At 42.0% G+C, this 12,299-nt stretch carries 13 protein-coding genes; 1 reads left to right on the plus strand and 12 read right to left on the minus strand.

Translation table 11 applies throughout. The features are described 5' to 3' along the window. Positions 1-55 precede the first annotated feature (55 nt). A complete protein-coding gene (gene cysZ / locus ACXAFE_RS08765) occupies positions 56-784 on the plus strand; it encodes a sulfate transporter CysZ (protein ID WP_475151413.1) in 729 nt (242 codons plus the stop codon). A 62-nt stretch (positions 785-846) separates the two neighbouring features. Here the strand turns inward: cysZ and rlmM are convergent, their stop codons facing one another. From rlmM to nlpI, 12 genes are all read right to left on the minus strand, one after another. After that, positions 847-1,932 carry a 23S rRNA (cytidine(2498)-2'-O)-methyltransferase RlmM gene (gene rlmM / locus ACXAFE_RS08770; RefSeq protein WP_054980080.1) on the minus strand — a complete coding sequence of 362 codons (1,086 nt, stop codon included), beginning with the start codon at positions 1,930-1,932 and terminating at the stop codon, positions 847-849. 9 nt (positions 1,933-1,941) lie between these two features. Further along, positions 1,942-2,322 (minus strand): DUF423 domain-containing protein, encoded by a 381-nt coding sequence (locus tag ACXAFE_RS08775; protein ID WP_475151416.1) that lies wholly within the window; start codon positions 2,320-2,322, stop codon positions 1,942-1,944. Then, positions 2,319-2,933, minus strand: coding sequence for an alpha/beta family hydrolase (locus ACXAFE_RS08780; protein ID WP_475151418.1), 615 nt, complete (start codon positions 2,931-2,933; stop codon positions 2,319-2,321). Before ACXAFE_RS08780 ends, ACXAFE_RS08775 begins: the two co-directional genes overlap by 4 nt. Further along, positions 2,926-3,837 (minus strand): transcriptional regulator GcvA, encoded by a 912-nt coding sequence (locus ACXAFE_RS08785; protein WP_010559801.1) that lies wholly within the window; start codon positions 3,835-3,837, stop codon positions 2,926-2,928. Before ACXAFE_RS08785 ends, ACXAFE_RS08780 begins: the two co-directional genes overlap by 8 nt. Positions 3,838-4,201: 364 nt before the next feature. After that, complete coding sequence (locus ACXAFE_RS08790) at positions 4,202-4,534, minus strand: Na+/H+ antiporter subunit G (RefSeq protein ID WP_475153600.1); 333 nt, start codon at positions 4,532-4,534, stop codon at positions 4,202-4,204. A 2-nt stretch (positions 4,535-4,536) separates the two neighbouring features. Then, positions 4,537-4,806 carry a K+/H+ antiporter subunit F gene (locus tag ACXAFE_RS08795; protein ID WP_010559799.1) on the minus strand — a complete coding sequence of 90 codons (270 nt, stop codon included), beginning with the start codon at positions 4,804-4,806 and terminating at the stop codon, positions 4,537-4,539. Then, on the minus strand, positions 4,800-5,336 hold the full coding sequence (locus ACXAFE_RS08800; RefSeq protein WP_010559798.1) for a Na+/H+ antiporter subunit E: 537 nt from the start codon (positions 5,334-5,336) through the stop codon (positions 4,800-4,802). The genes ACXAFE_RS08795 and ACXAFE_RS08800 overlap by 7 nt, the downstream gene beginning before the upstream one ends. Before the next feature lies 1 nt (position 5,337). Then, on the minus strand, positions 5,338-6,840 hold the full coding sequence (locus ACXAFE_RS08805; RefSeq protein ID WP_475151422.1) for a monovalent cation/H+ antiporter subunit D: 1,503 nt from the start codon (positions 6,838-6,840) through the stop codon (positions 5,338-5,340). Between the two features lie 5 nt (positions 6,841-6,845). Next, a complete protein-coding gene (locus ACXAFE_RS08810) occupies positions 6,846-7,187 on the minus strand; it encodes a Na+/H+ antiporter subunit C (protein ID WP_010559796.1) in 342 nt (113 codons plus the stop codon). Continuing rightward, the gene (locus ACXAFE_RS08815) at positions 7,187-9,979 is read right to left on the minus strand and encodes a monovalent cation/H+ antiporter subunit A (RefSeq protein ID WP_237129434.1); all 2,793 of its coding nucleotides are present in this window, start codon (positions 9,977-9,979) and stop codon (positions 7,187-7,189) included. Before ACXAFE_RS08815 ends, ACXAFE_RS08810 begins: the two co-directional genes overlap by 1 nt. Positions 9,980-10,224: 245 nt before the next feature. Continuing rightward, positions 10,225-11,307 (minus strand): hypothetical protein, encoded by a 1,083-nt coding sequence (locus tag ACXAFE_RS08820; protein WP_475151426.1) that lies wholly within the window; start codon positions 11,305-11,307, stop codon positions 10,225-10,227. Further along, complete coding sequence (nlpI, locus tag ACXAFE_RS08825) at positions 11,304-12,206, minus strand: lipoprotein NlpI (RefSeq protein ID WP_010559793.1); 903 nt, start codon at positions 12,204-12,206, stop codon at positions 11,304-11,306. Before nlpI ends, ACXAFE_RS08820 begins: the two co-directional genes overlap by 4 nt. Positions 12,207-12,299 lie beyond the last annotated feature (93 nt).

A 12,299-nucleotide genomic window follows, 5' to 3' on the forward strand; every position in this document is an offset into this window, starting at 1 on the left:
AGTCTACGGCTTATTATAATCGCTAAGGTGAGTTATTGTTTTATTGGAGTTTTCCATGCAATTAGGAAAAGGGTTCGAATACTTTTTATCGGGCTTTAGTTTAATCAGCCAAAAAGGATTAAAACGCTTTGTGCTGATCCCATTACTAATTAACTTGGTGCTATTTGGTAGCTCGTTGTTTTTTATTATTGGTTGGATTGAACAAGGCGTTAACTACGTCAATGGCTACCTGCCTGACTTTCTATCTTGGTTAGAATTTATAATATGGCCTATTGCACTATTGCTGGTGTTGTTTATCTACTCCATGGTGTTTACAGTTATCACTAACTTTATCGCCGCACCATTTAACGGCTTATTAAGTGAAAAGGTCGAGCTGTATTTAACAGGGCAACGCGTTAACGACGATGGGTTAGCTGATTTACTTAAAGACGTACCACGTATGCTGGGCCGTGAATTGGCAAAACTGATGTACTACTTACCAAAAGCTTTGTTATTTTTAATTTTACTGTTGTTTATTCCGGTGTTTGGTCAAGTGATGTGGTTTTTATTTAGCGCGTGGATGTTTGCCGTACAATACATTGATTACCCGTTTGATAATCACAAAATACCGTTTACTGAAGCGCGTCAGCACTTAAAGCAAAAACAGGGCTTAAGTTACGGTTTTGGCAGTGCTGTATTAATTTTTAGTATGGTGCCAATCGTTAACTTAATTGTAATGCCGGTAGCCGTATGTGGAGCAACGCGTTTATTTGTTGAAAACTATCGCATCAATTACCGCGCGTAGCATATAGCGCTCACTAAAAAGGCTGCAATTGCAGCCTTTTTTGATTTAAGTACCCGTAGCGATTAACTATAAACGTTTTGCGGTACTTTTAAGATTTGAATATGTACTGTGATTTCTTCACGGTCATGGTATAGCTGCTTTGCTTGCAGTTCATACTTGATGTTGTACTTAGTCAGCTCTTCATGAATTAAGTTTAAACACTGATAAACCGCGTCAAAACGTTTTTTCATTGGCAGCTTTAAGTTAAAGATTTGCTCTTTTACAAAGCCGTTTACCGCCCAATCAATCATTAAGTTAGCGACCTTAATTGGTTTTTCAACCATATCACATACTAGCCAATCAATATTGCGCTTATCCGGACGGAATTTAAAGCCATCTTCACGCTTATGTTTAACTTGGCCTGTTTCCATTAATGACTCAGCCATAGGGCCGTTATCAATTGCTTGCACCATCATGCCACGGCGCACTAACTGATACGTCCAGCCACCTGGGCAAGCACCTAAGTCAACACCACGCATACCCGGTTGCAGACGTGACTCATGCTCATCTTTTGGTACAAATACATGAAACGCTTCATCAAGTTTAAGCGTTGAGCGGCTTGGCGCATCTTTTGGCATACGCAGACGCGGAATACCCATATAAAATGGTGAATTGTTATAGCTATAAGAAAAACCAACGTATGCAGCGCTATTTGATAAAAACATTACGTGTAAAACAGGGCGGTTTTTCACTTCATTTGCAAGTAAGGTTTCTTGCGCCACTAACGATTTGCGTAGTGGAACGGATAACTTTTTACAAAACTTTTGCAGCTCTTTTCCATCGTTGGTATCTGGCGTTTCTACCCGCAGCTCACCACACAGTGGAAACTCGCTAACCGCCTCGCTGATAGCTGAAACGCGGTCTTCAATCGGCATTTTGTCAACCAATTGACCAACAAACCACTGACGCGCGAATACCATTTCTTTAAATGGCAGCTTACGCACAACTACTTCGGCTTCTAACGGGTCGTAGCAGTTAAAGGTGATATAACCGCTGTTATCTTTTGCTTTTACAAATCCACCAATTTCACGCAGTGCGGCATGGTGGCTTATCTCGGCGGCACAATCGTTTTCAAAACCCGGACGACAATAAATTACAATCGCAGACATTTCTCTCACTTACTTAACTTGAGCTGGTTTATGCTTAATAACCGAAACGGTAAACAATAACCAACTCACAATAAAACATACGCCACCAAGTGGCGTTATTGGGCCAAAAATCTTTATACCCGTTGTTGCCAACAAGTATAGACTGCCACTAAAAAACACAATGCCTACAATGGCAAAAATACTGGCCCACTTTAATTTGTACCCGCTGTTTCCCAGCAATCCAAACAAGATTAACGCTAAACCGTGAATAAACTGATAATCAACACCGGTTTGAAACACCGCTACCATCACTGGGCTGATTATTGATTTTAATCCATGTGCTGCAAACGCACCTAACATCACGGCGAGGGCACAAAAAATGCCACCTGCTGCTAAGCTAAACCTGTTCATAGTTGTTTTGCGATAAACTGAGATGCAATTTCGGCTGCTGTTTGCCAATTTTGCAGTTGGGTTAAACCACTCGCTTTTCGTGGTACTAATGAATGATCCCCATCAGGGACCCAAAAAGTGTGCACATTATCGCATACTGGATAACTTTCTACCTCATCTTTTTTACCAAAGGTATCACGCTCACCTTGAATTATTGCAAGTGGCGCGTTGAGATCAGGAAAATGTTCGATTCGAAGCTTTTCTGGTTTGCCCGGTGGATGAAACGGGTAACCAAAAGCTATAACGCCCTTGACGCTTTGTTCACACGCCAACATTGATGCCATTCGTCCGCCCATTGACTTACCGCCAATAAATAAAGGTAAGTTAGCATCAACCTCTGCAAGTATGCTTTCAAAATAGGCTAATAGTTTTGGTGCACGTTGCGGCGGGCGTTTTTTGCCCTCTAATTTGGCTTGCTGCATATACTCAAAATCAAATAAGCCAACAGTGACGCCTAATTTCACTAAATTGCTGGCCATGGTGACCATAAACTCTGAATCCATGCCTGCACCAGCACCGTGCGCCAAAATCAATTGCGCGATAGGTTTATCTGCATTTACCCAATTAATCATTAAAACCTGCCTCAATCTGTTCTTTTTCTACCATGCTGAGCATCCACTCTTTAAATGCCACAATTTTACCTAATTCAGACTGCGACTCTCTCAGCACTAAATAAAAGGCATTTTTACTTTCTAAGTGATGGCTAAATGGCACTATCAACCGCCCAGAATCGATTTCAGGCTTGGCTAAAACACTGTTTACCAGTGCTATACCCTGCCCGTGCACCGCGGCTTGCAATACCATTGAAGAGTGACTAAAAATAGGCCCCTGATTTACCCGCGAATTAGCAACGCCCAACGTTTTGAACCAACTTTTCCAAGGTTTACGTGTCATATCATGGAGCAATGTATGGTGTTGTAAGTCGTTTGGCTCTGCCAGCGGTTTGGGCCCGTTTAACAATAACGGGCTGCATAATGGCACTAAATATTCGGTATGAAGTTTGTGACTTTGTACGCCACTCCAATGACCACGACCATAATAAATCGCCACGTCAACATCATCGGTTAAAGAGTTTTCATCTAAATCTTGCGCTTTAATACGAATATCAATCTCAGGGTGCAATTCATTAAAGGCTTGCAGCCTTGGTACCAACCATTGAATCGCAAAACTCGGGGTTAAACTTACTGCAACCGACCCTTTTGCGCCGCGCGCCAATAGTTTTTCTGTTGCATCAACCAATTGAGTGAATATTTCTTTAATATCGAGAAAATATGCCTGCCCTTCTTCTGTTAGTAACAGTGAGCGATTTCGCCTTAAAAATAATTTTAAGCCTAGGTGTTCTTCTAAGGTTTTAATTTGATGACTTACAGCGGCTTGCGTAACAAACAGCTCGTCTGCTGCTTTGGTAAAGCTTAAATTACGGGCGGCTGCTTCAAACGCTTTGAGTGAGTTTAGCGGGGGCAATCTTCTCGACATGACAACCTGATGACGTATTCATTAGTTTTTTTTATCTGAACGCATTATAAATCATCGTTTTTAAAAGGCAAACAACTTGGTTATTATTTGCTCCGAGAGGAAAAACTGCCAACCAAATTATAGTTTTCCCCCTTAATCATTTAAGTAGCATTTTAGAACTTAGATTTTTATGCAACCCAGATGCATAAATTGAGTTTGTTTAATTTAAGCAAACTTAGTGATTTTTAGCAGCTTAAAATAAGCGTTAAACTGCGAATAATCTGCTACTGAAACTCAACAATTAAAACGTGGGTTATTCACGTTTAATCTGCCCAATAAAAAAGACGCATAATGCGTCTTTTTTAATGCCTTGTATGTAAAGGTGTTAATCTTCTTCGATGTTTTCTGCACCTTTAGTGCCTTTGTGAGCTTTTAATCCGTGGTGAATTGCCGTTTTAATTAGCATATAACCACTGATTGGTGCCGTGATCAGTAAAAAGATCGATATCAAAATTTCTTTCGCGCTTGGCTCATTAACGATTGCACTAAAATAAACAATAGAAGCAATCAGCACACCCGCCATGCCCAACGTAGTTGCCTTAGTTGGACCATGTAAACGCATAAAGAAGTCCGGCATCCGGTTCATACCAATTGAACCGATTAGAATAAACACGCCGCCTAATAACAACAGTAGTGAAACAATAATCTCTGCCATAATAATTACTCTATAATATCGCCGCGTAAAAGAAACTTACAAATTGCCACCGTACTGACAAACCCGAGCATAGCAATCAACAATGCTGCTTCAAAATAAAGCTCTGACGCCACTTTAATGCCGTACAATACAATAAGCGCAATACTGTTTATATACATGGTATCAAGCGCTAAGATGCGATCTGGCACAGATGGCCCAAGAATTAGGCGCCATAAATTAAGTAACAGTGACACGCCAATCATTGCCGATACAATTAATATAACGGTGCTTAACATTGAAAAATCTCCTTAAGCGGTGCTTCGTAACGGCTTTTAATCGTCGCAATTAGTTCTGCTTCGTCATCTAAGTCAAGAACATGAATCAGCAAATAGCGCTGTGTCACTTCTTCACCCTCGTCTAACGACTCAGGAAATGGGTATACCTCAGCGCTCACAGTACCTGGTGTTAAGGAAACGGTGCTCGCTAATATGGTGATTGGCATTTCATGAGTTAAATCAAGCGGTACTTTTACAAACGCCGGACGCAATTTTTTAATTGGCCCTAAAATCAAAAATGCGACTTGCACATTGGCGGTAACAATATCGTATAACACCAATAAAAAGTGCTTAAACGCAAGCCACTTGCGCATAATCAGCGGCTGAGGTTCACGAAAGCGTAGCGTTGCAAGTGGAATAACTGTAGCTAGAATAGCTCCTAACACGATATGCCCGAGCGAATAGCTGTTATTTAGCAGTAACCAGACAAAAAACAATAAAATGCTTCGAAATGGTGTTGGAAAAAGACTAAAGCGAGCTTCAAAACGCATCTTACTTGCCTCCTAATACAGCTTGTTGCAAGCCAAGGGTATCGAATACTTGTGTTGCGGCAAGCGTGGTAATTTCGCTGATCGGCCCTGCAAAAATACTCAATAGTGGCGAGCAAAGCAGTAAGCTAATGACGCCCACTAACTGACAGCTCGTTGCCTTTGTCTCTGACGGCTCTTGCCCGTTATGACGCCAGAATAGTTGCGAACCTGCGCGTGTAAGTGTTACCAATACGAGTAGAGACACCACCAAATAAACTGCCCAGAACCAAGCTGCTTTATCAACTTTGAGGGCTTCTTGTAATAGCCAGACTTTACCAATAAATCCTGAAAACGGTGGCATACCAACCACAGCAAGCACAAACACAATAAAGCTGGTACCCAATAAAATAGGTTGCCCAATTGGTTTGGCTGGTACAAGACGTACACTAACTTTACCGCGCTGTTTACCAATTACATCTGCTAGTAAAAATAAGCCCGCTGTCACCAATGTTGAATGCACTAAATAATACAGTGCTGCCGCAATGGCGCCTGGCGTATTAAATGCTACAGCAGCAATTAACGTCCCTATCGATACAATAACAAGATTTGCCACAATCATACGAAGGTCTTTACTGGCAAGTACGCCCAAAATACCGATAACTAATGTGATAATTGCCGCAGGCCATAACCACACTTGTGCGATATGGGTGCTTGCATCATTTGGATCAACAAAAATTGTTGGATAAACACGAATAATCGCGTAAATACCAACTTTGGTCATAATCGCAAATAACGCGGCAACCACTGGCAGTGCCGATGCATACGTTGCTGGTAGCCAAAATTGCAATGGGATCACTGCTGCTTTAAGTGCAAACACGATAAGTAACAGCATGCCACCAATATTTAATAGTGCTCGGTCATCGCCCGATAACTGCGCCGCTTTTGCCGCCATATCTGCAATATTCAAGGTACCTAACACACCGTATAAAATACCGAGCGCAACCAAGAATACGCTTGAGCCTACCAAGTTTAAAACCACGTAATGTAACGCAGACTGCGTTTTGTGCTTATCGGAGCTGTGCATCAATAATGCGTACGATGAAATCAGTAAGACTTCAAAGAATACGAAGAGGTTGAATAAGTCACCCGTTAAAAATGCACCGTTCACGCCTAACAATAAAAAATGTAATAGTGGGTGGAAAAAGCTACCAGCTTCATCATCACCACACAGTGAATAAAGTACACAAATCAGTGCAAGAAACGATGTCAGTGTCACTAACAGAGATGACATCACATCGGCAACTAATACAATGCCAAAAGGCGCTTGCCAGTTACCGATAGCATAAACAAATATTTCCCCTGACAGCGCATTGTTAAGCATATAACCGCTTACTGCAAGAGTAAGCAGTGCCATAATGCTTGAAACAATGCGTCGCGCTTGTAAGTTTTTCCCCGATGGTGGTAGTAATAATAAAATACCAGCCAGCATCGGCACTAAAACGGGCAAAGATACAAAATGTGGCACGTATACTACTCCTTGCCTTTAATCTTCGGGAAACGCGCATGTACATGGTCATGCCCTAAATCTGCGCGTGCACGTATGGCAAGAATCACCACAAATGCCGTCATCGCAAAGCCAATTACAATGGCCGTCAGTACCAGCGCTTGTGGCAGAGGATCTGCATATTGCGCTGATTCACCTAATACTGCAGCCTTGTTACTGTGAATTCGACCTGATGCAAAAAGAAACAGGTTAACTCCGTACGACATCATAGTAAGCCCTAACACCACAGGAAAGGTTCTGCCACGTAAAATTAAAAATACACCGCAGGCAAATAACACCCCAACGCACGTTGCATAGAGTACTTCCATTATTTTGCCTCCTTCGGTTGGCTAGCTAATGTGAGTTTACCTAGGCTTGCTAGAATCATTAAGGTTGCACCTACTACCGTTAAATAAACACCTAAATCAAATGCAATTGCACTTGCTAGTTCAATTTTGCCGATAAACGGAATATCAAAGTAATCGAACCAAGACGTCAGGAATGGTCTGTCGAAGAACCAGCTACCAATACCCGTTACAAAAGCAATCGCAATACCGAATGCAATTATCTTACGGTAATTAATATCTAGTCGCTCATAGATCCAATCTGAACCACGTGCAATGTATTGTAAAATCATGGCTATCGCGGTAATCAAGCCGGCGATAAATCCACCACCTGGTAAGTTATGACCGCGTAAGAAAATATACACACTTACCATAAGTGCTAATGGCAATAATGCTTGAGAAATGCTGGCAAGTAGCATTGGGTAACGCTCAATTGCCCACGGACGCCCTTCGCCATCACTCGCTGGCATAAAGAGTGGTAAGTTAAGTAACAATTTGTAGATACCCAACGCTGCGATACCTAACACGGTAATTTCGCCTAAGGTATCAAAACCACGAAAATCAACCAGAATCACGTTTACAACGTTAGTACCTCCGCCGCCGGTTTTCGCGTTTTCAACGAAGAACTGTGAAATTGAATTAAGCGGACGGGTCATAATTGCATAACAGATAGAACCAATGATCACACCTACCGCCGATGCGATACCCACATCACGAACAAGGCGCAGCGACGTTGACTCTTTTGGTGTGCGATGTGGCAAGAAAAACAATGCCAACATCAGCAGAACAATTGTCACTACTTCTACCGTTAACTGCGTCAGTGCTAAATCAGGCGCAGAAAAACGTGTAAACGCTACCGATACCATTAAACCTACAATCGAAATCATTAATAACGATGTCATACGTGAACGGTGGCAAATTACAGTCGCAACTGCACCAACAATAAGTAAGCCTGCGCCAATCACATTATGCGGGTCGATTGGTTGCGGCGTTTGGTCACCTGCTAGTTCCAACATGTCAAATAGTGGAATACCTGCAAACACCAAAACGGTCACCAACAACCAAGCAATGTAACGCTGTAGTGAACCCGTTTCCATACGGTACATTATTTTTTCAGACACTGTCGCAATGCTATCTAGCGCATTTAAAAATGCCGATTTAGGGTCCACATCGGGTAACGAGGCGTTAAATTGGAATAAATACTTGCGCTGCCAATAAATTAATAAACCAATGGTTACGGCAAGGAAACTCATCAGCAGTGGTAAATTCAAACCATGCCAAATTGCTAAGCTGTATTGTGGCAAACTACCGTCGCCAATCACCGCTAGCGATGCACTCGCCAGAAGCGAATCGACAACAAAGTTCGGGAACATACCAACGATAATACACAGTGCCACAAGTACTTCTACTGGCACACGCATGTAGCGTGGCGGCTCATGAATTTCTTTGCTAATACCAACCGGCTCACCGTTAAAGAATACATCGTGAATAAAGCGCATTGAATACGCCACCGAAAACGCACCTGCTAAGGTTGCGAGTACCGGAATAAGCCAAGACATAGAGCCAAGCACGTGTTGATGCAGCGTTTCAGCAAAGAACATCTCTTTTGATAAGAAACCGTTTAGCAGCGGCACACCCGCCATTGACGCTGCGGCAACCATAGCGAGCGTTGCGGTATAAGGTAAATACTTCCATAAGCCATTTAGCTTACGCATATCGCGAGAGCCAGTTTCATGGTCGATAATACCGGTTGCCATAAATAAAGACGCTTTGAAGGTTGCATGGTTAATAATATGGAAAATCGCAGCAACCGCCGCCATTTCAGTATCTAAACCAAGTAATAAGGTAATTAAGCCTAAATGCGAAATCGTTGAATACGCCAATAAACCTTTTAAGTCGTGTTTAAATAACGCTACGTAAGCGCCGACAATTAAGGTCGCTAAACCGGTCAAAGTGACAATAGCAAACCACAGCTCAGTACCCGAAAGCGCTGGATAAAAACGCGCAAGTAAAAAGATACCTGCTTTTACCATAGTCGCCGAGTGTAAATACGCACTAACCGGAGTCGGTGCGGCCATCGCATGTGGCAACCAAAAATGGAATGGGAACTGAGCCGATTTGGTAAAGGCACCTAGAAGAATCAAGATTAATGTAACAGGATAAAGCGCGTGTTCTTTAATTATGTGGCCGTTATTTAAAATATCATCAAGATTGTAACTGCCAACAATATTACCGACTAAAATCAGACCTGCTAGCAAGGCTAAACCACCGCCACCAGTTATGGTAAGTGCCATGCGCGCGCCTTGACGCGCTTCGGATGTATGCCACCAATAACTGATTAATAAAAATGAGCTAATACTAGTAAGTTCCCAGAACACCCACATTTGAATGACGTTGTTAGACAACACAATGCCAAGCATTGCTGTCATAAACAGCATTAGAAAAGTATAGAAACGCGCCATATTATCTTTACTACTGAGGTAGTAGCGCGCATACAAAATAATTAGCAAACCAATGCCTAAAATCATTAGGCAGAAAAGAAGCGCTAATCCATCAAGTCGAAAACTGAGATTAATTCCAAGCAGCGGGATCCATTGCACACTTTCTCTTAGCACATTGCCATCGAGCACAGCTGATGTGTGATAAAGAACAATGGCAAGCGCTACAACCGGAAATATTGCAATTGATAATGCAGCGTAGGTACGCGAAAGTTTATTCGTCGTCGCTGCAAATAAGCTGCCTAATAGGGATAACACAGGTATCCACATTAATGACATAGTTTTATCCTTTGGCTTTTCCCTGTTTTTACAACAAGGTTAAAGCGTGAGTTATGCTAGCAAGTAAGTTGCGTAGCCGCGCGTGATTGCGCTATGCATACATTTTTATATTTATACGTTAAAAACGCCTATCGTGTCTAGATTAAGCGTATGTAATTGAACACAAAACAAGCCATTTCGCAGTTTTAATAAATATAGTGTAAATACTAAATAAAGACTATTGAAAAAGGATGTAAATCTTTTAGCTACAAGCTGTTAAATTGGCTCATAGCTTGTTTTAGCCAAGTTTCGTATAAATTTGGTAGTGGCAGGTCAAGCAGCTCTAAGTTTGAGGTTGATTTAACCGGCTTGTAAGCCTGCCCTTCGGCCTGATTACAGGTGTTGGTTAAATACCAAGTGTGCCCTTCAACTTTTAGTGTGCTGGCAATTTCTTTTTTCTTTGGCACAACAATTACGTTTTTAGCAATGCGAGTTGGTTTCGTCACATTGCACAGTCGTTTTGCCAGTTGTTTTTTAAGTGGATATTCATCAATAAAACCATACAAGTGCATTAATTCATGCAGTAATACGCGCTCTGATTGTTGAGAACGCATAAAAACAAAGTTACCCGACGCGTTTGCAATACCCATTTCACTAAAAAACGCGATTTTATCGTACGAAAGCTGTGCAAACGCGTTTTTATCACGTATTTCACAGCGTATACGCTGACCGACTGTACCATCACATTGCAATTTAGAACGATCAAAATAAACAGGCTGACTTAAACACACAGGCAGCGAATAGGCATTTTCGAAGCGTTGCTTTAGCTCAGTGACCTGGTTGTAAGCCTTTAAATCTGTTACCGCCAGCATTATCTTCTGTGTGCATTGCTCGTTTTCATAAGTCGGCGCTAATTGATGCGCTGCTGCCGCAAGCGGTAAACCAAGTGCCATCGCAGCGCGATTCTGTTGTTTGTATGTTAGCGGCCAAGGGAAATCATGCAGCGCTTGCCACTGCTCTGCTTTTTCATAATGCGCGGCTAATTGTTCTCTTGCAATCAGTGAGCCCTGCTTTGCCGCATTAATTAAAGTCGACTGGTACAAATGTTGGTTACTTGAAAATTCGTTGGCAAGCAGCGCCATCGCATCGGCATTTTGATTATTGGCGTAAACGCGTAAATGAGCGATTGAATGGTGATACGTTTGCACATTTGGCAATATTGCGCGCTCTGCCAAGGTTGCATAATGCGGGTTAGGAAAAGCAGAAAACGCCTGTAGCAGGCGTTTTTCGTTATAACAGTAACTTGAAGAAAGTAAGCTACTTAAAAAGAGGACAATTAACCACTTCACTGTATTTCGTCAGGTGTTTGCTCGTCACTATATAGTAAACGTAGCTCTAAGCGAGCATATTTATATTCAACAAATTCATACACATTAGTAGCCATTGCCAAATTAAAATAATCTTCCGCTTTAAGCGGTTTATTATCGGCTACGGCATCTTTTGCCAGGTAGAAATAGGCTTCACATAAACGCTCTAAGTACTCACGGTGACTGGTTAAGTCTTTTTGCACGTTTAGTAGTAAATCGCGCTCGCTTAGCTCACCTAAAAAGTATTGTACAAGCTGATACGACCAACGAGATTTATCGAGTTTTTCAGCATGTTGCTGTAACTCGGTAAGCGCGCGCGTTGCATCTACTTCTCGCGTTGCTAAATAAACCCATACAGCGCGATATGAATCGCTATCGTCAGCATTTAAGAATTTTTTTAAGTCGCGCTCTGCTAAATCAGGACGCGAACCGTAGTAAAGTGCAATACCACGATTTAAATAAGCATACTGATGTTCTGGTAATAGCTCGATTACCGCATCAAAGCTTTCATAGGCTTGTTCATACTGCATCGCTAAGGTGTAGTAAATTCCAGTAAAATTATACACTTCAGCAAAATCAGGCTTTAGCTTTAAGGCATAGTTAAAATCAAGGCGAGCAAGTGTTGATAAGCCAACGCTATCGTAGAGTGCACCGCGTTTATGGTGCAGTGCAGCACGTTGCTCGGTGGTAATTTCAGGGCTATTTAGCGCTTGATTAATACGTGCAATTTCCAACTCTTTACGGAAGTCGTGTTGTAATGGACCAGCAAAAGGCACATTCACAACCGGGTGGTCGCCCTGTTCAACATCATTTGTCGCCTGACAGCCGACTAGGCTCGCGCCTATCGCTAAAGTTGCAAGAAGCCGTTTCAATTTATTCACTAAAATCTATCCTTAAAATTAACTGCTCTGCTATTAGAGCATAAAAAAAGGGGCTATTCAGCCCCTTTTTTATCGCTAAGTCTTATTTAGTCG

The organism is Pseudoalteromonas sp. ABV4_021, from assembly GCF_056159365.1.

Coding starts and splice junctions, on each gene's coding strand:
- cysZ (WP_475151413.1), top strand. CDS start 56: ATGCAATTAGGAAAAGGGTTCGAATACTTTTTATCGGGCTTTAGTTTA.
- rlmM (WP_054980080.1), bottom strand. CDS start 1,932: ATGTCTGCGATTGTAATTTATTGTCGTCCGGGTTTTGAAAACGATTGT.
- ACXAFE_RS08775 (WP_475151416.1), bottom strand. CDS start 2,322: ATGAACAGGTTTAGCTTAGCAGCAGGTGGCATTTTTTGTGCCCTCGCC.
- ACXAFE_RS08780 (WP_475151418.1), bottom strand. CDS start 2,933: ATGATTAATTGGGTAAATGCAGATAAACCTATCGCGCAATTGATTTTG.
- ACXAFE_RS08785 (WP_010559801.1), bottom strand. CDS start 3,837: ATGTCGAGAAGATTGCCCCCGCTAAACTCACTCAAAGCGTTTGAAGCA.
- ACXAFE_RS08795 (WP_010559799.1), bottom strand. CDS start 4,806: ATGTTAAGCACCGTTATATTAATTGTATCGGCAATGATTGGCGTGTCA.
- ACXAFE_RS08800 (WP_010559798.1), bottom strand. CDS start 5,336: ATGCGTTTTGAAGCTCGCTTTAGTCTTTTTCCAACACCATTTCGAAGC.
- ACXAFE_RS08810 (WP_010559796.1), bottom strand. CDS start 7,187: ATGGAAGTACTCTATGCAACGTGCGTTGGGGTGTTATTTGCCTGCGGT.
- ACXAFE_RS08815 (WP_237129434.1), bottom strand. CDS start 9,979: ATGTCATTAATGTGGATACCTGTGTTATCCCTATTAGGCAGCTTATTT.